This window comes from Micromonospora foliorum, from assembly GCF_022229015.1.
Taxonomy (GTDB): Bacteria; Actinomycetota; Actinomycetes; order Mycobacteriales; family Micromonosporaceae; genus Micromonospora; species Micromonospora foliorum.
The window spans coordinates 1-21,985 of the sequence record NZ_JAKKFF010000017.1 but is presented as its reverse complement, the minus strand read 5'-3'; the positions used below and the strand labels follow the sequence as shown (position 1 = coordinate 21,985).

Annotated in this window: 26 protein-coding genes, 1 tRNA gene and 1 pseudogene; 21 read left to right on the top strand and 7 right to left on the bottom strand. The window is 71.0% G+C overall.

All coding sequences use genetic code 11. From position 1 onward, the window contains the following. The 4 genes from PSH25_RS01820 to PSH25_RS01805 all read left to right on the top strand — a co-directional run. The coding region (locus PSH25_RS01820; RefSeq protein ID WP_274526860.1) for an alpha-ketoacid dehydrogenase subunit beta at positions 1-1,124 on the top strand (1,124 nt) is incomplete at its 5' end. A gap of 110 nt (positions 1,125-1,234) precedes the next feature. Further along, the gene (locus PSH25_RS01815) at positions 1,235-1,672 is read left to right on the top strand and encodes a DUF3052 domain-containing protein (RefSeq protein WP_238657276.1); all 438 of its coding nucleotides are present in this window, start codon (positions 1,235-1,237) and stop codon (positions 1,670-1,672) included. A gap of 87 nt (positions 1,673-1,759) precedes the next feature. Then, complete coding sequence (locus tag PSH25_RS01810) at positions 1,760-2,224, top strand: peroxiredoxin (RefSeq protein WP_238657275.1); 465 nt, start codon at positions 1,760-1,762, stop codon at positions 2,222-2,224. Between the two features lie 75 nt (positions 2,225-2,299). Further along, positions 2,300-2,374 (top strand) — tRNA-Val (locus PSH25_RS01805). Between the two features lie 198 nt (positions 2,375-2,572). On the opposite strand, the gene PSH25_RS01800 is transcribed toward PSH25_RS01805, so the two are convergent. Continuing rightward, the gene (locus PSH25_RS01800; protein ID WP_238657274.1) at positions 2,573-3,160 is read right to left on the bottom strand and encodes a TetR/AcrR family transcriptional regulator; all 588 of its coding nucleotides are present in this window, start codon (positions 3,158-3,160) and stop codon (positions 2,573-2,575) included. An 83-nt stretch (positions 3,161-3,243) separates the two neighbouring features. Between PSH25_RS01800 and PSH25_RS01795 the strand changes: the two genes are divergently transcribed. The 3 genes from PSH25_RS01795 (at position 3,244) to PSH25_RS01785 (ending at position 4,489) form a co-directional block, all read left to right on the top strand. After that, positions 3,244-3,711: a nuclear transport factor 2 family protein gene (locus tag PSH25_RS01795; RefSeq protein WP_238657273.1), complete on the top strand. Its 468-nt coding sequence runs from the start codon at positions 3,244-3,246 to the stop codon at positions 3,709-3,711. After that, entirely contained in the window at positions 3,708-3,911 is a 204-nt protein-coding gene (locus tag PSH25_RS01790) for a heavy-metal-associated domain-containing protein (protein ID WP_238657272.1), read from the top strand. Before PSH25_RS01795 ends, PSH25_RS01790 begins: the two co-directional genes overlap by 4 nt. Before the next feature lie 347 nt (positions 3,912-4,258). Next, positions 4,259-4,489, top strand: coding sequence for a hypothetical protein (locus PSH25_RS01785; RefSeq protein WP_238657271.1), 231 nt, complete (start codon positions 4,259-4,261; stop codon positions 4,487-4,489). 13 nt (positions 4,490-4,502) lie between these two features. Here the strand turns inward: PSH25_RS01785 and PSH25_RS01780 are convergent, their stop codons facing one another. After that, positions 4,503-5,111 (bottom strand): hypothetical protein, encoded by a 609-nt coding sequence (locus PSH25_RS01780; RefSeq protein ID WP_238657270.1) that lies wholly within the window; start codon positions 5,109-5,111, stop codon positions 4,503-4,505. Between the two features lie 216 nt (positions 5,112-5,327). On the opposite strand from PSH25_RS01780, the gene PSH25_RS01775 reads away from it, so the two are divergent. Beyond that, positions 5,328-5,882, top strand: coding sequence for a hypothetical protein (locus tag PSH25_RS01775; protein ID WP_238657269.1), 555 nt, complete (start codon positions 5,328-5,330; stop codon positions 5,880-5,882). A gap of 87 nt (positions 5,883-5,969) precedes the next feature. Here PSH25_RS01775 and PSH25_RS01770 read toward each other — a convergent pair whose 3' ends face one another. Next, positions 5,970-6,713 (bottom strand): SDR family NAD(P)-dependent oxidoreductase, encoded by a 744-nt coding sequence (locus tag PSH25_RS01770; protein ID WP_238657268.1) that lies wholly within the window; start codon positions 6,711-6,713, stop codon positions 5,970-5,972. A 162-nt stretch (positions 6,714-6,875) separates the two neighbouring features. On the opposite strand from PSH25_RS01770, the gene PSH25_RS01765 reads away from it, so the two are divergent. From PSH25_RS01765 to PSH25_RS01755, 3 genes are all read left to right on the top strand, one after another. Further along, a complete protein-coding gene (locus PSH25_RS01765; RefSeq protein WP_238657267.1) occupies positions 6,876-7,505 on the top strand; it encodes an HAD-IA family hydrolase in 630 nt (209 codons plus the stop codon). 149 nt (positions 7,506-7,654) lie between these two features. Continuing rightward, positions 7,655-8,134, top strand: a complete 480-nt coding sequence (locus PSH25_RS01760; RefSeq protein ID WP_238657266.1) for a GNAT family N-acetyltransferase — start codon at positions 7,655-7,657, stop codon at positions 8,132-8,134. A 93-nt stretch (positions 8,135-8,227) separates the two neighbouring features. Next, a complete protein-coding gene (locus PSH25_RS01755) occupies positions 8,228-9,370 on the top strand; it encodes a polysaccharide pyruvyl transferase family protein (protein WP_238657265.1) in 1,143 nt (380 codons plus the stop codon). Between the two features lie 8 nt (positions 9,371-9,378). Here the strand turns inward: PSH25_RS01755 and PSH25_RS01750 are convergent, their stop codons facing one another. Further along, positions 9,379-9,585: a DUF8847 domain-containing protein gene (locus PSH25_RS01750; protein WP_238657264.1), complete on the bottom strand. Its 207-nt coding sequence runs from the start codon at positions 9,583-9,585 to the stop codon at positions 9,379-9,381. An 82-nt stretch (positions 9,586-9,667) separates the two neighbouring features. Here PSH25_RS01750 and PSH25_RS01745 point away from each other — a divergent pair, with 82 nt between their 5' ends. Then, positions 9,668-10,186: a DinB family protein gene (locus PSH25_RS01745; RefSeq protein ID WP_238657263.1), complete on the top strand. Its 519-nt coding sequence runs from the start codon at positions 9,668-9,670 to the stop codon at positions 10,184-10,186. A gap of 28 nt (positions 10,187-10,214) precedes the next feature. Here PSH25_RS01745 and PSH25_RS01740 read toward each other — a convergent pair whose 3' ends face one another. Beyond that, positions 10,215-11,087 carry a carbohydrate kinase family protein gene (locus PSH25_RS01740; protein WP_238657262.1) on the bottom strand — a complete coding sequence of 291 codons (873 nt, stop codon included), beginning with the start codon at positions 11,085-11,087 and terminating at the stop codon, positions 10,215-10,217. Positions 11,088-11,272: 185 nt separating this feature from the next. On the opposite strand from PSH25_RS01740, the gene PSH25_RS34100 reads away from it, so the two are divergent. The 6 genes from PSH25_RS34100 (at position 11,273) to PSH25_RS01705 (ending at position 18,378) form a co-directional block, all read left to right on the top strand. Then, positions 11,273-12,430 (top strand): siderophore-interacting protein, encoded by a 1,158-nt coding sequence (locus PSH25_RS34100; protein WP_372492695.1) that lies wholly within the window; start codon positions 11,273-11,275, stop codon positions 12,428-12,430. A 98-nt stretch (positions 12,431-12,528) separates the two neighbouring features. Next, positions 12,529-14,067, top strand: coding sequence for a pyridoxal phosphate-dependent decarboxylase family protein (locus tag PSH25_RS01725; RefSeq protein WP_238657261.1), 1,539 nt, complete (start codon positions 12,529-12,531; stop codon positions 14,065-14,067). 35 nt (positions 14,068-14,102) lie between these two features. Further along, entirely contained in the window at positions 14,103-15,380 is a 1,278-nt protein-coding gene (locus PSH25_RS01720) for a lysine N(6)-hydroxylase/L-ornithine N(5)-oxygenase family protein (RefSeq protein WP_238657278.1), read from the top strand. After that, positions 15,377-15,985, top strand: coding sequence for a GNAT family N-acetyltransferase (locus PSH25_RS01715; protein ID WP_238657260.1), 609 nt, complete (start codon positions 15,377-15,379; stop codon positions 15,983-15,985). The genes PSH25_RS01720 and PSH25_RS01715 overlap by 4 nt, the downstream gene beginning before the upstream one ends. After that, the gene (locus PSH25_RS01710; protein WP_372492694.1) at positions 15,982-17,829 is read left to right on the top strand and encodes an IucA/IucC family protein; all 1,848 of its coding nucleotides are present in this window, start codon (positions 15,982-15,984) and stop codon (positions 17,827-17,829) included. The genes PSH25_RS01715 and PSH25_RS01710 overlap by 4 nt, the downstream gene beginning before the upstream one ends. Before the next feature lie 48 nt (positions 17,830-17,877). Further along, positions 17,878-18,378 carry an anthrone oxygenase family protein gene (locus PSH25_RS01705; RefSeq protein WP_238657259.1) on the top strand — a complete coding sequence of 167 codons (501 nt, stop codon included), beginning with the start codon at positions 17,878-17,880 and terminating at the stop codon, positions 18,376-18,378. A gap of 28 nt (positions 18,379-18,406) precedes the next feature. On the opposite strand, the gene PSH25_RS01700 is transcribed toward PSH25_RS01705, so the two are convergent. Next, positions 18,407-18,880, bottom strand: a complete 474-nt coding sequence (locus PSH25_RS01700; protein WP_238657258.1) for a MarR family winged helix-turn-helix transcriptional regulator — start codon at positions 18,878-18,880, stop codon at positions 18,407-18,409. Positions 18,881-19,018: 138 nt separating this feature from the next. Here PSH25_RS01700 and PSH25_RS01695 point away from each other — a divergent pair, with 138 nt between their 5' ends. Continuing rightward, positions 19,019-19,579: an NADPH-dependent FMN reductase gene (locus tag PSH25_RS01695; protein ID WP_238657257.1), complete on the top strand. Its 561-nt coding sequence runs from the start codon at positions 19,019-19,021 to the stop codon at positions 19,577-19,579. 92 nt (positions 19,580-19,671) lie between these two features. Here the strand turns inward: PSH25_RS01695 and PSH25_RS01690 are convergent, their stop codons facing one another. Beyond that, positions 19,672-20,610, bottom strand: coding sequence for an SDR family NAD(P)-dependent oxidoreductase (locus PSH25_RS01690; RefSeq protein WP_238657256.1), 939 nt, complete (start codon positions 20,608-20,610; stop codon positions 19,672-19,674). A 151-nt stretch (positions 20,611-20,761) separates the two neighbouring features. Between PSH25_RS01690 and PSH25_RS01685 the strand changes: the two genes are divergently transcribed. Next, positions 20,762-21,667 carry a LysR family transcriptional regulator gene (locus PSH25_RS01685; protein ID WP_238657255.1) on the top strand — a complete coding sequence of 302 codons (906 nt, stop codon included), beginning with the start codon at positions 20,762-20,764 and terminating at the stop codon, positions 21,665-21,667. 70 nt (positions 21,668-21,737) lie between these two features. Continuing rightward, positions 21,738-21,985, top strand: a pseudogene (locus tag PSH25_RS01680) (MFS transporter); the annotation flags it as partial.

Below are 21,985 nucleotides of genomic sequence, written 5' to 3'. Positions count from 1 at the left end.
CGCGGGCGGTGGCCGACGCCGCGGCGCGGGCCAGCGGGCCGGGCGCGGGCGCCCGGGAAGAGGCGTTCGGTGGCAAACCGCCGGAGCTGGCCGGGCCGATGACGCTGGCGCAGAGCATCAACGCCGCACTCGCCGACGGGATGCTCGACCACCCGCAGATGGCGGTCTTCGGTGAGGACGTGGCCGCCAAGGGCGGTGTGTACGGGGTGACGAAGGGGCTGCGTGACCGGTTCGGGGCGGCCCGGGTCTTCGACACCCTGCTCGACGAGACGTCGGTGCTCGGGCTGGGCCTCGGTGCCGGGCTGGCCGGGATGCTGCCGGTGCCGGAGATCCAGTACCTGGCGTACCTGCACAACGCCGAGGACCAGCTGCGCGGCGAGGCGGCCACCATGCGGTTCTTCTCGCAGGGGGCGTTCCGCAACCCGATGGTGGTGCGGGTGGCGGGCCTGGCGTACCAGGAGGGGTTCGGCGGGCACTTCCACAACGACAACTCGGTGGCCGTACTCCGGGATGTGCCCGGTCTGGTGGTCGCGGTGCCGGCGCGGCCGGACGATGCCGCGCCCATGCTGCGGACCTGTCTGGCGAGCGCGGCGGTGGACGGCAGTGTCTGCGTGTTCCTGGAGCCGATCGCGCTCTACCACACCCGCGACCTGTACGCGGATGGTGACGGTGAGTGGCTGGCCGGCTATCCGGAGCCGGGCGGGTGGGTGGCCGGGCACGTGCCGATCGGACGGGCCCGGGTCTACCGGGTCGGCTCGGCGGACGACCTCACCATCATCACCTTCGGTAACGGGGTGCGGATGTCGCTGCGGGCGGCGGCCGTCCTCGCCGAGGAGGGGGTGGGCACCCGCGTGGTGGATCTGCGGTGGCTGGCCCCACTGCCGGTGGCGGACATCATCCGGGAGTCCTCGGCGACCGGTCGGGTGCTGGTCGTGGACGAGACGCGCCGCTCCGGCGGGGTCGGCGAGGGCGTGATCGCCGCGCTGGTCGACGCCGGATATGTCGGAGCCGCACGTCGAGTGGCGGGAGTTGACTCGTTTGTACCATTAGGTCCGGCAGCACGTCACGTACTGGTCTCCGCTGAAGCCATTACCGACGGTGCCCGTACGCTGCTGGCACGGTAAATTCCGTTCCACCCGGTGCGCCACTTGCGCGCAGACGCACAACTGTGTGGACTTTGCCTGACGGCGTCGCCGACGCCGCGAGCAGGGACGAGATGAGGAGGCACGCGACAGTGAGCGCGACCGCTGGTCAGGCCGCCGACGGGGTACGCAGCCTGGCGGACCGGTTCGGAATCGAACCGGGGATGGTCGTCATGGAGATGGGGTACGACGACGACGTCGACCAGGATCTCCGAGACGCCCTGACCGACCGCTGTGGAGATCTGGTCGACGAGGACACCGACGAGGTGGTCGACGCCGTGCTGGTGTGGTACCGCGACGGCGACGGTGACCTCTTCGAGCTGCTCGTCGATGCCCTCGGCCCGCTGGCCGACAACGGCGTCGTGTGGCTGCTCACCCCGAAGGCGGGGCGCGAGGGGCACGTCGAGCCGAGCGAGGTCGCGGAGTCCGCGCCCACCGCCGGCCTTCAGCAGACCTCGACCGTCAACGCCGGCCGGGACTGGAGCGGCGCACGTCTGGTGCTGCGTCGAGGAGCCAAGGTCAAGAAGTAGCCACCGCCGCTCCGCTCGCCCGACGGTCCGCCCACCGCCGGGTTGCAGGCTGCGCCGTTCACCCGACTCGACGCGAGGAGAGTTCGCATGCCCATCGAGGTTGGTACCGAAGCACCGGACTTCGTGCTCAAGGACCAGAACAACCAGGAGGTCCGACTCTCGGACTTCCGGGGCAGGCGCACCGTGCTGCTGGTCTTCTACCCGCTCGCCTTCACCGGCACCTGCCAGGGCGAGCTGGGCGAGGTACGCGACAACCTCGGCGACTACGTGAACGACGACGTCCAGGTGCTGACCATCAGCGTCGACTCGGCCTACAGCCACAAGATCTGGGCCGACCGTGAGGGCTACCAGTTCCCCATGCTGGCCGACTTCTGGCCGCACGGCGCCGTCGCCCAGGCGTACGGGGTCTTCAACGACGTGGCCGGCTTCGCCAACCGGGGCACCTTCGTCATCGACAGGACCGGCGTGGTCCGCTTCGCCGAGATGAACGGCCCGGGCGAGGCCCGCGACCAGCAGGGCTGGCGCAAGGCCATCGCGGAAGCGACCACCTGACCGGGGTACGCCGTGCGCCCGGGTCGGTGGCGGGCAGGTAAGCTTGCCAGCCACCGGCCCGCCACAGGGCGATCCGGGCGCGTAGCTCAGTGGGAGAGCACTCGCCTTACAAGCGAGGGGTCGCAGGTTCGAAACCTGCCGCGCCCACCAGCACCGACCGAGCTGTCACCTGGCTTGTGCTGGTGCCAGAGTGCCCGCAGGGCCGCCAGCTCGACCAGAGAAGCGTCCCGGCGTCGTCGGGGAGGCGGTCGGTGGGCGCCCTGAGAAGGCTGATCTCGACCTCCGGGCCCTGCAGCGTCCAGGTCGGCGACATCTCGGCCACGGACTCACGTTACCGCGTACGCATGGTCACCCTCGGGGCCGCAGCAGCCTGACCAGGACGGTACGCAGCGCGTCGGCGGCTGCGGCCGAGGACATCCGGCCGGCGTCGACCTCCTCGCCCGCGGCATGGCCGATCTTGATGGTGATCGCGGCCAGCCAGTCGGCCGGGAGTCCATTGTCGAACTCGCCGATTGTCTGACCCCGCCGGATCACTCGGCTGATTCGGTCGGCTACCGGTGCGTGGCGTTCCTCGTCGATGTGCGGGCTCACCGGAATCGACGCGATCTGCTGGATGAGGGCCGGGTAGCGCCCGGCGGTCTGGGCGCCGGCCTCGAGGACGCGGATCAGCGCGTCCGTGGCGGATCCGTTGTCCGGCTCGGCGGCGTCCATCGCGGCGACAGCCTGGTCGGTGATCCGTCGGACGACGGCTGCCATCAGGTGCTCGCGGGACGGGAAGTGGGCGTAGACAGTCTGCCGGGTCACCCCGGCGGCGCCGGCGATGGCGTCGAGGCTCGCGTCGGGTTGCGCGTCGAGCAGTCGGACCGCCGCGTCGAGGATCGTGCTGTTGTTGCGGCGCGCGTCGGCGCGTCGGTTGCGGTCTGCTGAGCCACTCATCTCTTACACCTTGCCAAAGTTCTCGGAGGTCGATATTTTACAAGCCGTAAAGATTCGCCGGATCACGAGCTGGCGGTGGTGACATGGGCGATTTCGCCGACATCGATCCGAAGGAGTTCATCGCCAACTTCTTCGCCTCCTTCATGGGTGATCTGGTTCACGGCGACGAGGATCCGGCGGTGGTCGTCGACCGGTACCACACGCCCGACATTGTGCAGGTCGCCGACGGCATCCTGATGGACCGCGCCAAGCTCATCGCGCACACCCGCCCGGCGCGGAAGCACCAGACCGGCGCCCGGTGGGAGGTGCACGAGGCGGTAGGAGACGGGGACCGGATCGCTGCCCGCTACACGCTGCATTTCCAGACCTTGAAGCGCGAGGGCAGTGTGGACGTCTACTTCTTTGGGCAGTTCGCGGTCGATGGGCGGATGCGCCGGGCGCACATGCTCACCCGCTCGGTCCCGATGAAGGCCAACGGTGTCGCCCCAGCCGAGGTCAGCTCGGAGCCCTCGCCACGAGGGGCGCCCGACCGAAGGCAGTTGCCGGCATGACCCTCAGCAGCTATCGGGTGATCGGTATGGCCTGCGGACACTGCGCACGCTTCGTCGCCGAAGAGATCGAACGGATTCCCGGTGTCACCGCCGTGGCGGTGGACGTCGAACGCGACACCGCCACGGTGACGAGCGATCGACCTCTCGACATCGCCGAGGTGCGTGCCGCAGTCGAGGAAGCCGGCTACGAACTGCCCTGACATCCAGAGGTAGCGCAACTTCAGCCAGCCCGGCGGCGTCCCGACCGGGCTGGTCGGCACGCGAGCAGACTCAGGAACTGGCCAGAGCCTTGGCGGCAATCTGACACGAAGAATCCTCGGTGGCGCCCGTACGGTAAAAAGACAGGCTCTGGTGGGACCGAACCTAGCGATGCCCGAGCGGGTCCAGCATGGAGAGAGGATTCCCAGATATGGCGCTGGTGTCGTGTCGTGAATGTGGCCACAGAGTGGCGGATAGCGCGCCAAACTGCCCCAACTGCGGCGTGGTTTCGCCCGGCGGTCAAGCACGGCTTGAGGTCAGGAGAGTGGCACGAGTGCAAGGTAAATGGGTGCCATTGGCGGTGTGGATCGACTCCGACCACGTGGGAAATCTCGGCGGCGGCGAGAGCGTCACTCGCCTGGTCGCTCCGGGCCTTCATCGCATCCGTTGTCAGTTGCAACAGGGCCACATCCAAGCAGCAGAACAGGAGGTCGACGTACCGGCCGGCCGCCATCTCGTGGTGACCGTGGCTACCAGCCGGTGGAATGGGAAGCCCAGCTTCACGCCGGAGCTGGCCTGAAACACCAGGTCGCTCAGGCCGGTTGGTGATCCCTCCACGACTGAACCGACTTCTTCCTCATCCGCAGAGCGGACCCGAGGACGCCGACGCAGCTCATCGCGGGGCAGACCCACCAGTCCCCCGGGTCTGGCCCGCCCTTCTGAGTAAAGGCCAGCACGGCCCACACGAGGCCGAGAAGATATCCACCGAAAACACCGAGCAGCGGTGCCCAGTGTTGATCTCCATGCTTCGGTGCTCGCGATGGAACAAGGTAGAGGCAGCCGGCGGCCGCAATGAGACCGAAAATGCCCGACCACTGCAGGAGTTCCCTGAGCCCGCCTCCCTGCTCCGGCGAGAACTGAGAGCCGGCCCAAATCTGGGTCACAAACGAGGCCGCCAGGTAGAGGATGCTCCAGGCCGCCGCCATCCGTAACGTGGCCTGCACTTTGAACGATCCGAGCCTGAACTGGTCGTGCGAGCGGTCCAGTAAGACTGAGGTCACACTTACCGCATCTCGCCCGAAACTCCACCAGGCCCACAGGGTGCTCACTACCAGAAATGTTGAGACCACCAAGGAGGGGGAGCCGAACAATAGCCCCAAAAACCATTCGATAACAGAGTCAGGCGTCGGCGGCTCGCTCATATTCGAAGTGTGTCACGCTCAACTGCCGCGAGATAGAGGCCTCGACCGGGTTGTCCTGCTCGACCGGTTGCCGAGCTTGCGGATCTGGAGTGATCAAGTGATGAAAAGTAGGTCAGGAATGGGCCTGGCGCCTATTTCTCATCACTTGGTCACGTCAACCAGGAAGGCGTCGGTGCCCAGTGGGCGGGACCGAACCGGCAACGCCATGATGGGCGGGTGCAGGACACCGTCGCCGTCGCGCTGATCACCTCTCTGTCCACCCTGGCCGCCGCCGCCCTGACCGGTCTGGTCGGCGCGCTCAGCACCCGTCGCCAACTGGCCCACCAGCTCACCGTCGCCCGGCAGGAGAGTGTCGAGCGCCGGGCCACGCGGCGGCACGAGCTGCGGCGGGACGCGTACGTCCGGTTCCTGAGCGCCTGCGACCAGGCGTACCGGCAGTTGGACCGGCGGTGGCTGGACGTCGGCGGGGGTGAGCCGGTGCCCGGCTACGACGAGGCGTACGCGGCGATGCGCGCCGTGGACGAGGCGTACAACCTGGTGTTGCTGGAGGGCCCGGCGGAGGTCGCGGCGGCCGGCCGGGCCGTGTTGACAAGCCTCACCACGGAGTACGCCGACCAGCGCCGGTTCGGTGCCGATCCGGGCGACGGGAGCGCGCCGCTGCGCGACCGGCACCGGGAGCGCTGGCTCGCGGCGATCGAGGTACGGACGAATCGCCGGATCTCGTTCGTCGACGCGGTACGCCCGGTGTTGGATCCCGACGCCGCTCAGTAGCCGGTGGTGGGCGCCCGCCGCCTCCCGCCCAGGAGATGGTTGAGGTCGGGCGACGCCGGATGGCGCGTTGACGCCGCCCGGGGTTCCTCAGCTGGTGAAGCCGCCGTCCACGTTGACCACCGCACCGGTCACGTAGCTGGCCTCGGGGCTGGCCAGGTGCGCGACGGTGGCCGCGATATCGGCGGGGCGAGCGTACCGGCCGACGGCGGTGAATCCGCTTAGCGCCGCCGCGTTCGGTCCGTCCGCCGGGTTGGCGTCGGTGTCCGTCGGCCCGGGGTTGACCAGGTTGACGGTGATGGCCCGTGGGCCCAGCTCACGGGCCAGGCCCCGGGTCAGCCCGACCAGGGCGGTCTTGCTCATCGCGTAGAGCGTCAGCCCGGGAAAGACCGCCCGTTCACCGACGTTGCTGCCGATGCTGATGATCCGTCCGCCGTCGCCCAGGTGCCGCAGGGCCGCCCGCGCGGCGACGTACGGTGCCCGGACGTTTACCGCGATCGTCTGCTCCAGCTCTGCCGAGCCGAGTTCGTCCACGGCGCCGACCAGGAACACCGCGGCGTTGTTCACCAGGATGTCCAGCCGGCCCAGTTCGGCGGCCGCCCGGTCGACCGCGCCCTGCACGGCGGCCGGGTCGGCGCCGTCCGCCTGGATCGCCAGCGCCCTGCGGCCCAGCGCCTCGATCTGCTTCACCACCATCGCGGCCCGCTCGGCGTCCTGCCGGTAGGTCAGCGCCACGTCGGCCCCGTCCTGTGCGAGGCGCAGTGCGATGCCGGCGCCGATGCCCCGGGAGCCCCCGGTCACCAGGGCGACCTTGTCGTTGAGTGTCGTCGTCATGCAAACGATCATCTGGCCGTGCCGACCTCCCGTCTGGCGGCTATCGGACCCCTCGCTCCGACCTCCAGGTCCGATACCCGCCACCGAAGTTGCGTGCCTCGGGGGAGTGGCAGACCATCGCCGTCCTACCCTCGCTGGGCGGGCGATTCGGGGAGCGTGGTCGTGGAACTGGCAGGCATTGGCGCGGTGCTGTTCGACATGGATGGCACCCTGGTCGACTCCGACGCCGCCGTCGAGCGGGCCTGGGAGCGGTGGGCCGCCGAGTACGCCGTCGCCCCGGCGGCGGCGTTGGCGATCGCGCACGGCAGCCCGGCCGACCGGACCATCCGCCGGCTGCTGCCCGCGCTGGACGAGGCGGCGGTCGCCGTTGGCGCGGCCCGGCAGTTGGCGTTGCAGTACGACGACCTGTCCGACGTGACGGCCACCCCGGGGGCGCACGAGCTGCTGAACGCGTTGGCCCGGCTGGGGTTGCCCTGGGCCGTGGTGACCAGCGCCGACAGGCGGCTCGCCGAGGCGCGGCTCGACGCCGCCGGCATCAAGGCACCGGTGCTGGTCACGGTGGAGGACGTCAGCGTCGGCAAGCCGGACCCGGAGGGATATCTGCGGGGCGCGGCGCTGCTGGGCGTACCCGTGGGACGGTGTCTGGTCGTCGAGGACGCCGAGGTCGGCCTGCGGGCCGGGCGGGCGGCGGGGGCGATGACCGCCGCGCTGAAGGGGCTCGACGGCGACCTGCGCCTGCACGACCTGGCGCAGCTGGCACGCCGGTTGGAGTCAACGCCGACGGCACCCTGACCAGGGTCAACCAGTGCTCCGTCGAGTCAGGCGGACGGCGGCCAGCGGCGTACCCCCGGCCGTCCGCCCGCCCGGGGCGAGGAAAGCGTTGGCGTGTCCGGGCCGGTTCTGCTGCACTACCCGCTGCCGACGACGAAGGGGGAGACGCGGTGGAGTTGACGTTGACGCCGATGACCGCACCGGAGCTGGACCGCCTGCTGGGGTCACTGGAGCAGGGGTTCGCCGAGGACCTGGTGGCGCACCGGGGGATGACCCCGGAGGCGGCCCTCGAACGGTCGGTCACCCAGATCCGGGAGTCGCTGCCGGCGGGCGCGGACACCGAGGGGGCGCTGCTGCGGATGGGCCGGGTCGGTGACACCGAGGTCGGCTGGATCTGGGTGACCCTGCCCACGGCCGCCGCCCCGGACCAGGCGTGGATCCACAACATCGAGGTGCACGAGGAGCACCGGGGACGCGGTTACGCGCGCCGGATGATTCAGCTCATCGAGGCCGAACTCGCCCACCTCGGCGTGCCCGAGCTGGGGCTGAACGTCTTCGGTACGAACACCGTGGCGATCGGCCTCTACCGCAGTCTGGGCTTCGAGGTCACCTCGCAGCAGATGGCGAAGCGCCTTACGCCGGTGAGCTGACCCGACGGCCACCCAGGGCCGGGTCCCCTCGGCAGGACTGTTCACCTGCCCAGCGGGAAACCGGCGCGGACCGCACCTGGGGAGGAGCGACGGATGACGCATGGCGCCGGACTGACCATCGGTGTGCTCGGTTCGTACGGTGGGCGAAACCTTGGCGACGAGGCGATCCTCACCGGTCTGCTCACCGATCTGCGTACGCAGGAACCGAACGCCCGGATCATCGTCTTCTCCCGGAACCCGGAGCACACCCGGGCCGCGCACCCGGACGTCGAAGCGGTGCCCTGGGAGGGCGTGAGCCGTACCGACTCCGCCCTGGTCCTGGCCCAGCTCGACCTGCTCATCCTCGGCGGCGGCGGCATCCTCTACGACCGGGAGGCCCGCCGCTACCTACGGGTGGTCCGGGTCGCCCAGGAGCGGGGCCTGCCACTGATCACGTACGCGGTGGGGGTCGGGCCACTCAGCGACGGGGTGGACACCGGCATGGTCCGGGAAACTCTCGCCAGCGCGACCCAGGTGACCGTCCGGGACCAGGAGTCCCGGATGGTGCTGGAGGAGGCCGGTCTGCTCAACCCGATCACGGTCACCGCGGACCCGGCGTTCCTCCTGCAACCGGAGGAGTTCCCGGCCCACCTGCTGGCCGAGGAGGGTGTGCCGGTCGGCAAGCGGTTGGTCGGGATCAGCGTGCGGGAGCCGGGACGGGCCGCCGAACGCCTCGACGTGGATGGTTACCACCGGCTGCTGGCCCAGATCGGTGACTTCCTGGTGCACCGGATCGACGCGTACGTGCTGTTCGTGCCGATGGAGCGCGACGACATCCGGCACTCCCACGGGGTGTTGTCGCACATGGTCGCCGCCGAGCGGGGCCGAATTCTGCACGGCACCTACACTCCGCAGCAGGTGCTGGGGCTGATGCGCCACTTCGACCTGGCCGTCGGCATGCGCCTGCACTTCCTGATCTTCGCGGCGATGGTCGGTACGCCGTTCCTGCCCCTGCCGTACGCCGGCAAGGTCTTCGACCTTGCCCAACGGCTCGGTGTGCCGGCGCTACGCGGTGTGGAACGCGAGGTCGAGGGGCCGCTGCTGGCCGAGGTCGACCGACTCTGGGACGAGCGGGAGCAACGCGCCGAGGCCACCGCACGACGGGTGGCGGAGGTGTGCGATCAGGCGCGGGGCACCTCGGAGGTCACCCGTGGCGTGTTGGAGAGCCTGCGCACCCAGGCCCTCACCCGGGTCTGAGCGGGCGGTCACACCGCCGGGCCGGTCCACCGGTAGCGCCACTCGCGGGCCTCCTCGCGGGCCGTCTCCAACTCGTAGATCTGCGCGTCGGCCAGCCCACCGGAGCCGAGGTGGTGGTGGGTCAGCGGAGGCCGGCCGTTGCTGTCCAGTTCGACGGTGATGGTCTGCCCGTCCGCCGTGCCGCCGACGAGAGGGATCTGCACGGATGAAGCCATGCGCCCATCCTGCCCGGCGTGGCGCTCGCCCGCAGCGGATAGCGGGGCAGCGGGGGACCCGCCCGGTGACTAGGGTCGGCGGATGGAGCAGACGATCGATCCGACGCTCGGTCCGGTGCTCGCCCGCACCGGCGACGAGCGCGCCGTCCTGACCGCGTTCCTCGACTTCCACCGGGCCGTGCTGCTGCGCAAACTGCGCGGTCTCTCCGACGCCGACGCCCGCCGCCGGCTGGTGCCCTCGGCGACCACCCTCGTCGGCCTGGTCAAGCACCTGACCCTGGTGGAGCGGAACTGGTTTCCGACCCTGCTGGCCCCCGAGCCCGGCGACGTCTACCTGACCTCGGCGGAGGACGCCGCCGCCAGTTTCACGCTCGGCGACCAGGAGACCGTCGCCGGGCTCACCGAGGCGTACGAGCGGGCCTGCGCCCGTTCCCGGGCGGTCGCCGCGAGCGTGGACCTCGACCACGTGGTGCCGCACCCGCAGCTCGGTGAGGTGTCGGTGCGCTGGATCCTGGTGCACATGATCGAGGAGACGGCCCGGCACGCGGGTCACGCCGACATCCTGCGCGAGTTGACCGACGGCGAGTCCGGCGCGTTCTGAACCCCGGGTCGCCGCAGGTCGTCGGCCGTCAACCGGTGGGCAGCAGGCCCGGCGGATACTCCATCCCGTCATGCGTACAGGCCGCAGCGGCGACCCGCGCGGCGTACCGGGCGGCACGCTCCAGTGGCTCGCCGCGCAACCGGCCGGCGATCAGGCCGGCCGCGAAGGCGTCGCCCGCCCCGTTGCTGTCCACCACCGGCTTTCCCGGTGCGGCGGGCGGCACCGGCACCGCCGTCCCGTCGCCCGGGTACAGCTCGGCGCCGTCCGCGCCACGGGTCACCACCACCGTCCGGGGCGCCAGCGTGCCGGCGAGCGACGCGGCCCGGTCGCCCAACCGCACCCCGCTCAGCAGAACCAGGTCGGCGACCTCGGCGAACGGCTGATGGTAGGTGTTCTCGCCGTCCCAGTCGTGCAGGTCGGTGGAGAGCGCCACGCCCGCCGGAATGGCGGCCCGCACGGCGGGCAGCAACGGCACCGCCCAATCCATGATCGAAAGGTGTACGTGCCGGGCGTCGCGGGCCAGTGCGGCCACCTCGATGTCGGAAAACGGCGGAGGGCCCTGCCACGGGCGCGGGTCGTACAGCGACGTTCGCCGCCCATCAAGGTCCACCAGGTTCACCGATCGGCGGGTGCCGCCCCGGTGCTCGGCCAGCCGCGCCGGCACCTCGGCCCGGGTCAGCGCCGCCCGGACCAGCTCACCGGCCGGATCCGCACCGAGGGTGTCGACCACCAGCACCCGCAGGCCGAGCGCCCGGGCGGCCAACGCCACGCCGGCACCGGTGTTGCCGATCCGCAGCTCGATCGGCTCGACGGTGTGGGAGTCGGCAGCCGGCAGCGGCAGCGCGGGCACCCGAACCCGCACATCCACCCCGAGCCCGCCAAGGACCAGCAGATCGACCACGACGCCGACGCTACCGTTGCCGCTCAAGCGTCCCCAGCGCCACGCGATCCTGCGCGTTCTGTGACGAGGAAACGGGCACAACTCGCAGAACGCCGCCACAAACCGCGAGATCGCGCAGGTGGGGCGCCTCGGTCCGGTCAGCGGGGCCGCCTATTCTGGGCGCGGGCGGCGACGAGGGGGAGCAGGTGCTGGTCATCCACGGGCTGTGGTTGCCCGGCGACAGCTCGACCGGCGGCCTCGCCGTCTGGGCCGAGGACAGCACCGCACCGATTCCCGCTTCGCGCTCGGGCCGACCCGCCCGGGAACGCCCGCACCCCTTCGCCGCCGGGCACACCGACCTGGCCGCCGTCCTCGCCGACGCCGCCGAGCCGACCCGGCCGGACACCGCGCTGCTCACCCTGCCCACCCTGGCGGGAGCGCCGACCGACTCACCCGAGCTGATCCGGACCACCGTCGCACCCGCGGCCCGCGGCCGGCTCACCCTGGCCGGGTGGCGGGTCCCCATCCTGGTGTACGCCCCGGACGACGCCCTGTCGCTGCTGCAAGCCCTGGACGACATCCCGGCGGTATCCGGTGCCACCCTGCGGCACCTCGCCGAGCTGGCCGACTTCGCCGGTGGCGGCCGGGACCAGAGCGTTTCGCTGTTCCTGCCGCACCCCGGGCAGGACGCCCCGGTGGTCCCGGTCGAGCAGGGCGAGGACTGGTTCGGCGGCTGGCGGGCACTGCCGGCGGACGTCCGCGCGGTGCTGCGCTCGTACACCATCCGGGAGCACCGCCCGGCCGACACCGAGGTCGACATCGACTTCGTCAGCCACGGCGACACCGGTCCCGCCTCCCGCTGGGCCGCCCTCGCCGGTCCGGGCGACCGGGTGGTGCTGCTCGGCCCGGCGCTGCCCGACAACCGCAGCGTCTGCTTCCGCCCGCCGGACGCCACGGACCTCGTGCTGCTCGCCGCCGACGAGACCGCGCTGCCGGCGATCGAGGGCATCCTGGCCTGGCTGCCCGCCGGCGCCCGCGTCCGCGCCTGGATCGAGGTGCCCGACGCCGCCGACATCACCGACCTGCCCACCGAGGCCGACGCCGAGATCAGGTGGATCGTGCGGGGCAGCACCCCGCCCGGCAGCGACCTGCTGGTCAGCTCGGTCCGCGCCGCCCGGCTCCCCACCGGCGGCACCCCGTACGCCTGGATCGCCGGTGAGTCCGGCGTGGTGCGGGCGCTGCGTCGGCACCTCGTCGACGAGCGCGGCTTCGACCGTCGGAGGGTGACCTTCGCCGGCTACTGGCGACGCGGGCTTTCCGAAGAGGACCTGCGTGCCGAGGCGCTGGCCGGCGCCACCGCCTGACTGACGACCCCAACTGATCGGCAGCACTGCCCCGAGGCGCACCGCCGCGCCGGGGAGGGTTCCGGCTGCCCCTCGTCGAGAACGTGGAAGGACATTCCGTGACCGTGCCGACGTACCCCGTCGAGACCACCACGCCGCCACCGGCGCCAACCGCCGCGCGGGCCCAGCTGCTGCATGGCGGCTCGGTCGAGCAGTACCGCCGGACGATCGCCGACGGCGTCGACCGGGTCGCCCGGCGAGTGGCCACCGTGGACCGTCCCGGCACCGGAATCACGCCGGCCGAGCTGGCCCCCCTGGTCGACCGGGTGGACCTGGACCGTCCGCTGGGCGACGCCGGCGCCGCCCTCGACGAACTGGAGAACGTCTACCTGCGCGACGCCGTCTGGTTCCACCACCCCCGCTACCTGGCCCACCTCAACTGCCCGGTGGCCATCCCGGCGCTGCTCGGTGAGGCGGTGCTCACCGCCGTGAACTCCTCGCTGGACACCTGGGACCAGAGCGCCGGGGCGACCCTCATCGAGCGGCGGCTGATCGACTGGACGGCTGAGCGGATCGGCCTCGGTCCGCACGCGGACGGCATCTTCACCAGCGGGGGCAGCCAGTCCAACCTCCAGGCGCTGCTGCTGGCCCGGGAGGAGGCGTGCGTCGACGCCATCGGCCCGGCGGCGCGCGCCGAGCTGCTGCCCCGGCTGCGGGTGATCACCTCCGCCGCCGGTCACTTCAGCGTGCAGAAGTCGGCCAAGCTGCTCGGTCTGGCCCCGGACGCGGTGATCGCGGTGGCCACCGACACCCGCCGGCGGATCAGCGCGGCCGCCGTCCGTGCGGAGATCGTGCGGTGCCGCCAGGACGGGCTGGTGGTGATGGCAGTCGTCGGCACCGCCGGCACGACCGACTTCGGCTCGATCGACCCGCTCACCGAACTGGCCGGGATCTGCGCGGCAGCCGGCGTCTGGCTGCACGTGGACGCCGCGTACGGCTGCGGTCTGCTCGTCTCGCCGACGCGCCGGCACCTGCTCGACGGCATCGAGCGGGCCGACTCGGTCACCGTCGACTTCCACAAGTCGTTCTTCCAGCCGGTCAGCTCCAGCGCGCTGCTGGTCCGTGACCGGCGGACGCTGCGGCACGTCACCTACCACGCCGACTACCTCAACCCGGCCCGGATGGTGGAGCAGCGGATCCCCAACCAGGTCGACAAGAGTTTGCAGACCACCCGTCGCTTCGACGCGCTGAAGCTCTGGCTGACGCTGCGGGTGATGGGCCCCGACGCGCTCGGTGGGCTCTTCGACGAGGTCGTCGACCGGGCCGCCGACGCCTGGCAACTGGTCAGCGAGGACCCGCGCTTCGAGGTGGTGACCCGCTCCGAGCTGAGCACTGTGGTGTTCCGCTACCTGCCCACCGGCCCCGGCCGGGAGCTGGCCGACGCCGCCAACCTGCACGCCCGGGAGGCCCTCGCGGCGTCCGGTCTCGCCGTGGTCGCCGGGACCCGGGTGGACGGCCGGCACTTCCTGAAGTTCACCCTGCTCAACCCGGAAACCACAGTCGACGACGTCGGGTACGTGCTCGACCTGATCGCCACCCACGCCGGCCGGTACGTGCACGACCACGCCGCCGCCGACCTGACCTGCCACGTCGGCTGACGCCGATGAACCTGAACCCGCGCCTGGAGACCCCGATGTCCACCCACGACTTCATCGCCATCGGGCTGGGCCCGTACAACCTGGGCCTGGCCTGCCTCACCGCGCCGATCGACGAGCTGGACGGGGTGTTCCTGGAGGCCCGGCCGAGCCTCGCCTGGCACCCCGGCATGCTGCTGGAGTCGGCCCGGTTGCAGACCCCGTTCATCGCCGACCTGGTCAGCCTCGCCGACCCCACCTCGCCGTACTCCTTCCTCAACTACCTCAAGGAGATCGGCCGGCTCTACCCGTTCTACATCCGGGAGAGCTTCTACCCTTTGCGCAGCGAGTACGACGCCTACTGCCGGTGGGCGGCGGCGAAACTGCCCAACCTGCGCTTCGGTCAGACCGTGACCACAGTGGAGTTCGACCCCGCCGACGAGCGGTACGTGGTGCGGGTCAGCACCGGCACGGGGGAGAGGGTGGAATACCGGGCCCGGCACCTGGTGCTCGGCACCGGCACCCCGCCGCACCTGCCCCCGGCCGTGGCCGAGCTGCCCGGCGACGCCGTGCACAACTCGCGCTACCTGGAGCACCGCGCGGCGCTGCGTACCAAGCGCAGCATCACCGTGGTGGGCAGCGGGCAGAGCGCCGCCGAGATCTACCACGACCTGCTCGGCGACATCGACCGGTACGGCTACCAGCTCAACTGGGTGACCCGGTCGCCGCGGTTCTTCCCGCTCGAATACACCAAGCTGACCCTGGAGATGACCTCACCGGACTACGTGGACTACTTCCACGCGCTGCCCGAGGCGACCCGCTACCGGCTGGAGTCCGAGCAGAAGGGCCTGTTCAAGGGGATCAACGCCGACCTGATCAACGATATTTTCGACCTGCTCTACGCGCGCAGCGTGGACGGGCCGGTGAACACCCGCCTGCTCACCAACACCGAGCTGGTCAGCGCCGACCACCAGGACGGGCAGTACACGCTGGGGCTGCGTCAGGTGGAGCAGGAGCGCGACTTCGCCCTGCGTACCGAGGGGTTGGTGCTGGCCACCGGCTACCACTACCGGGTGCCGGAGTTCCTCGCGCCGGTGTCGGACCGGATCCGCTGGGACGCCCACGGCCGCTTCGACGTGGCCCGCAACTACAGCATCGACCACAGTGGGCGGGGCATCTTCCTGCAGAACGCGGGCACCCACACGCACAGCATCACCTCACCGGACCTGGGCATGGGCGCCTACCGCAACTCCTGGATCATCAGTGAGCTGCTCGGCCGGGAGTACTACCCGATCGAGAAGAGCATCACCTTCCAGGAGTTCGGGGTGTCGTCGTGACCGCCGTCTTCACCCATGCCGACGCGGGGCTCGGCAACTTTTCGCTGCGGCCGCTCGATCCGGACACCGACGCGGCACTGCTGCACGCCTGGGTGACCCACCCGAAGGCGGCGTTCTGGATGATGCAGGACGCCGACCTGGCCCAGGTGACCGAGGAGTACCGGCGGATCGCCGAGCACCCGCACCACGACGCGTACCTCGGGCTGTGGCGGGGGAGTCCCGCCTTCCTGGCGGAGCGCTACGACCCGGCCCACGTCGAGCTGGTCGGCCTGTACGACCACCAGCCCGGTGACGTGGGCATGCACTTCCTCTGCGCGCCGGTCGACGCGCCCGTGCACGGCTTCACCCGGGCGGTGATCGGCACCGTCATGGCGTGGCTCTTCGACGACCCGACGACCCGGCGGGTGGTGGTCGAACCGGACGTGCGCAACACCGGCGTGCACGCGCTGAACGCCGCCGTCGGCTTCACCGTCGTCGGCCCGATCGCCAAGCCCGAGAAGGACGCACTGCTCAGCGTCTGCACCCGAGCCCAGTTCCAGGCCGCCACCGACCGCGCTGCCACCGACCGCGCTGCCGCCACCCGAATCGAAGGAGCCCCGGCGTGACCACCACCGCCGTCCCCACCCACCCGCCCGTCACCACCGCGGCCAGCGCCTCCGGCGGCCCGGTCGGGCACCTCACCCCGCAGCGCTGGGCCCGGGCCAACCGGCTGCTGGTCCGCAAGGCGCTCGCGGAGTTCACCCACGAGCGGCTGCTCACCCCGCAGGCCGTGGCCGGCCCCGACGACCGGCAGTGGTACGAGGTCCGCAGCGACGACGGCACGGTCACCTACCGGTTCGTGGCGCGGGTGCTCGCCCTGGCGCACTGGCAGATCGACGCGGACAGCATCACCCGACACCGCGACGGCACGTCCCTGGCCCCGGACGCGGTGGACCTCATCGTCGAACTGCGCGACACCCTCGGGCTCTCCGCGCGGGTGCTCCCGGTCTACCTGGAGGAGATCACCTCGACGCTGGCGGGTACGGCGTACAAGCTGTCCCAGGCCGCGCCGAGCGCCGCCGAGCTGGCCGAGGCGGACTTCCAGACCATCGAGACCTCGATGACCGAGGGCCACCCCTGCTTCGTGGCGAACAACGGGCGGCTCGGCTTCGGTGTCGACGAGTACCACCGGTACGCGCCGGAGGCCGCCGCCCCGGTTCGGCTGGAGTGGCTGGCCGCGCACCGGGACCACTCGACGTTCAGCAGCGCCGCCGACCTCGACTACGACACCCTCATCGAGAGCGAGCTGGACGCCGAGACCCGGGCCCGGTTCGCGGCCACCATGGCCGGTCTCGGGCTGGACCTCGCCGACTACCACCTGATCCCGGCGCACCCGTGGCAGTGGTGGAACAAGCTGGCGGTCACCTTCGCCGGGGAGCTGGCCGAGCGCCGGCTGGTGCACCTCGGCCCCGGGCCGGACGTGTACCTCGCCCAGCAGTCCATCCGGACCTTCTTCAACGTCAGCGAGCCGGGTCGGCACTACGTCAAGACCGCCCTGTCGGTGCTGAACATGGGCTTCATGCGGGGGTTGTCGGCCGCGTACATGGCGGCGACCCCGGCGATCAACGACTGGCTGGCCGACCTGATCGCCGCCGACGAGGTGTTGACCGGCACCGGCCTGACCGTCATCCGGGAGCGGGCCGCGGTGGGTTACCGGCACCGGCAGTACGAGGCGGCGACCGAGCGCACCTCCCCGTACCGAAAGATGTTGGCCGCCCTGTGGCGGGAGAGCCCGGTGCCCGACCTGGCACCGGGGCAGCGACTGTCCACCATGGCCGCGCTGCTGCACGTCGACGACGAGGGCGGCTCGCTGGCGGCGGCGCTGATCGCCCGGTCCGGCCTGGCGCCCGAGGTGTGGCTGCGCCGCTACCTGGACGCCTACCTGACCCCGCTGCTGCACAGCTTCTACGCCCACGACCTGGCCTTCATGCCGCACGGCGAGAACGTCATCCTGGTCCTCGACGAGCAGGACACGGTCCAGCGGGTGATCTTCAAGGACATCGCCGAGGAGATCGCCGTGATGAGCGACAAGGTCGAGCTGCCGGCGGCGGTGGAACGGATCCGCGTCGAGGTGCCCGACGACACCAAGCTGCTGAGCGTCTTCACCGACGTGGTGGACTGCTTCCTGCGGCACCTCAACGCGGTCCTGGTCGAGGCCGGTGTGCTCGCCGAGGACGACTTCTGGCGGACGGTCGCGGCCTGCGCCGCCGACTACTTCGACCGGGTGCCGCACCTGGCCGAGCGGGTCCGGCACTACGACCTGTTCGCCCCGGAGTTCACGCTGTCCTGCCTCAACCGGCTGCAGCTGCGCGACAACCAGCAGATGATCGACCTGGCCGACCCCTCGGCGGCGCTCCAGTTCGTCGGCACGCTCACCAACCCGCTCGCCGCCCACGCTCCCGCCCGGTGACTGCGATCGCGTCTGGTCAGCGCGCACGCCAACGGATGCAATAGGCGGATGGAAGTTCTGCGTACCGCCAGCCTGTTCGCCGCCACCCTGACCACCGGCCTGACCGCCGGGCTGTTCGCCGCCTTCGCGTACGCGGTCATGCCGGGCCTGGCCCGCACCGACGACCGGACGTTGGTGCTCGCCATGCGGCGGATCAACGAGTCGATCCTCAACGGGTGGTTCGCGGTGTGCTTCGGGGGCGCGCTGCTGTTCACGCTGCTGGCGGCGGCGCTGCACCTGGGGGCCGGGCGTCGCGCGGTGCTGCCGTGGGTCGTCGCGGCGCTGCTGCTGTACCTGGTGGTGCTCGGTGTCACCGCCGTGGTCAACGTGCCGCTCAACAACGTGCTGGCCCGCGCCGGCGACGTCGACGACGCCACCGACCTCGCGGCCCTGCGGTCGCGTTTCGAGGTCACCTGGGTACGCGGCAACGTGGTCCGTGCCGTCGCGTCGACCGGCGCCTTCGGGCTGCTGGCGTGGGCACTGGTGGCCGAGGGCCGGCTGCCCGGCTGAGCCGGGCGGGGCGACCGACCGGGCCGGCTCAGTCGGTCGTCTCCGCCGTGCCGGCCCGCTGGAACGCGCGGGCCAGTTGGGCGAGGTCGAAGCCCTCGAAGTGCTGGAGGAAACGGCGGCGTACGGCAGCCAGGTGACTGGGCCAGGACTCCTGTAGGCGGGCGAAGCCCGCGTCGGTGAGGACGGCGTTCGAGCCGCGCGCGTCCTCCTCGCACCGTTCCCGCCGGACCAGGCCCTGCGTCTCCAGCCGGATGATCGTGCGGGTCATGCCGCTGAGGGAGAGGTGACAGAGCGCGGCGAGCTCGTTCATGCGCATCCGCCGGTCCGGTGTCTCGGAGAGGTTCATCAGCGCGGTGTACTCGGTGAGCGGTAGCTGACGGTCACCGACCATGTCGGCGTCGATCGCGCGGGGCAGGACGTGCATGACCTGACCCAGGGCACGGACCAGGGATTCCTCGTCCGGGGTGAGAGGTTGCGGGGTCGCCGCGGAGGGATTGGACATCCTCATATCATACTTGTTTGACTGAGCAAATGCTTACCCTTCGTGTGACCACGCCCATAGGTCGGATATTTGCTTGACCAATCAAGCAGCGGCTAACGTTCCCGTCGTCAGGCAAGGACCCTCTGAAAGGCGCCACACATGACCAGGATCGGGATCATCCTCGGCAGCACCCGCCCGGGGCGTAACGGCGAGGCCGTCGCCCGCTGGGTGCTCGATATCGCCAAGCAGCGCTCCGACGCGGAGTACGAGCTGATCGACCTGCTCGACTACCAGCTGCCGCACCTCGACGAGGCGTACCCGCCCTCGATGGGCCAGTACACCCAGCCGCACACCAAGCGGTGGGCGGAGACGATCGCGTCGTTCGACGGGTTCATCATGGTCACCCCCGAGTACAACCACTCGACCTCGGGCGCCCTGAAGAACGCGATCGACTTCCTCTACGCCGAGTGGAACAACAAGGCCGTCGGCTTCGTCAGCTACGGCTCGGTCGGCGGCACGCGCGCCGTCGAGCACCTGCGTCTGATCTCCGGTGAGCTGCAGATGGCCGACGTGCGCTCGCAGGTCGCGCTCTCGCTCTTCACCGACTTCGAGAACTTCAGCGTCTTCAAGCCCAACCAGTTCCACCAGGACTCGCTGACCGCCACGCTCGACCAGGTGGTCGCCTGGAGCACCGCGCTGGCTCCGCTGCGCAAGGGCTGAGCGTTTCGCGCCTTCCGGAAACGGCCGCGGGGGATCCCGCGGCCGTTTCCGGGCGTTCGGGCCCATTGCGGTCCGGCGGCGAAACCCTGCGGTCAGGCAGCCCGTGCACCGGCGAGCAGGTCCAGCGAGAGCTGCCACAGTCGCGCCGCCGCCGAGGGGTCGATCGCGTGGTCGGCGACGCCGCGCAGCGGGTCCGCCGGGTCGTGACGCACCGCCTGCTGGCAGTCCTCGAAGTACCGGCCGCCGATGCCCTCCAGCTGCGGCCCGGCGGCGAGCAGCACCGAGGTCGCGGCCCCCTGCTGCGGGGTCTTGAAGTCGTACGCCGGAAGGTTCGCGTAGTCCTCCTCGGTGAGGTGCCGTCCCAGGTTGGTGGTGACCGCGCCCGGGTTGGCCGCGTTGACGGTGATGCCGTCGCCGGCCCAGCGCCGGTTCGCCTCGACCGCGAACAGCGCGGTGGCGGTCTTCGACTCGCCGTAGGCGAGGAGACGGTCATAGGGGCGTTCCCGGAAGTTGACGTCCTCGAAGACCATCGGGGCCGAAACGTGGGCGATGGAACTCAGCGACACCACACGGGCCCGACCCGCCGTGGCGAGTGCCCGGTGCAGCCCGGTGGCGAGCGCGAAGTGGCCGAGGTGGTTGGTGGCGAACTGCAACTCCCATCCCTCCGCGGTGCGCATCTCCGGGGTCGCCGATACCCCGGCGTTGTTGACCAGGATGTGCAGCGGGCCGTCCCAGGCGGCCACGAACGCGGCGACCGACTGCTGGTCGGACAGGTCCAACGGCATGACCCGGAGCAGCCGGTTCGCGGCCCCGGCGCCGATCTCCCGCGCGGTCCGTTCCCCGGCCCGCACGTCCCGTACCGCCAGGGTCACCTCGGCACCCGCCAGGGCGAGCGCCCGGGCGGTCTCCACACCGATGCCCGAGGAGGCGCCGGTGACGATGGCGCGCCGCCCGGTCAGGTCGACACCGGCCACGACCTCGGCGGCGGTGGACCGGGCGTTGAACGGCGTGGTGACACGTGTTTCCGACATGATCGACTTCCTCTGGTGGTGTCCTCAGGTGGCCGTGCCTGCTCGCCGTACTCGCGTACGGTGTGCCGGCACCGCCCTTCGCACCGATCGTGCGCGGAGGTCTGCGCGGACGGCCAACACACGCTTCCTGGCGTGGCTACAGTCTGTTCCTGTGGCCACGCCTGAGCTGCGACAACTGCGCTATTTCCTGGTCCTCGCGGAGGAGTTGAGCTTCACCCGTGCCGCCGCCCGCCTCATGATCGCCCAGCAGTCGCTGTCGCAGCAGATCACCGCCCTGGAACGCGTCCTCGGGGCGAAACTGTTCGACCGCGGCAGCCGCGGCACCACCCTCACCGACATCGGCGCCCTGTTCGTGCCCGAGGCGCGCGCCGTGACCGACCGCGCCGAGCAGGCCGTCGCCGTGGTGGGACGGGCCCTGCGCGGCGAGGTCGGCAACCTCCGGCTCGCCTTCCTGACCACCGTCGCCAACCACCTGCTGCCCCCGGTGGTCCGGGCGGTCCGCCACCACCTCCCCGACCTGCACCTGGCCATCGAGACCACCAGCATCGCGCCCCTGGTGCAGGGCGTCCTCGACGGGCGGTTCGACGTCGCCTTCACCCGGACCCCGCTCGTTGCCGGCCTGGAGTCCAGGCGGCTGACGACCGAGCCGGTCTGCGCGGTGCTGCCCGAGGGCCACGCGCTCGCCGGACGCGACGAGTTGACCCTTGCCGACCTGGCGAACGAACCGTGGGTGATGACGCCGCGCAGCTCCTGGGAACCCTGGCACCGCGCCTACGACGACCAGTTCCGGGAAGCGGGCTTCGTCCCGACCGTCGTTCAGGAGGAGGCCGGCGTGCAGAGCCTCCTCGGCCTGGTCGCCGCCGGACTCGGCGTCACCCGGCTCGCCTGCTCGGCGGCCAGCCTGCGCCGCACCGGCGTGGTGTTCGTCCCGCTGGCCGGCGCCCACACGTACACCGAGATGGTGTGGTTGGCGGGCAACACCGCACCCGCGCTGCACCGCTTCCTGGACGTGGTCACGGAACTCGCGGCGACGACCGACCTCACCAGCACCGGCTGACGGTGAGCCGGCCGACTGTGACGCCCGCCACGGCCAGCGTCCGACGGGTGCGTTCACTACCCTTGGCGTGATGAGCCGATCTGCCGCCGCCGGTCGGGCTCCGCTCTGGCGGGACCGGGCCTTCGGCACGTACTGGGTCGCCCAGTCGCTCTCGGCGGCCGGCGACTCGTTCGCCTATCTGGCGGTGCCGCTGCTGGTGCTCCAGGCGACCGGGTCGGTGGCGCAGATGGGCCTGCTCACCGCCGTCGCGGGCGCGGCGTCCGTCGTCGCCGGGATCTTCGGCGGGGTGCTGGTCGACCGGTACGACCGCCGGACCCT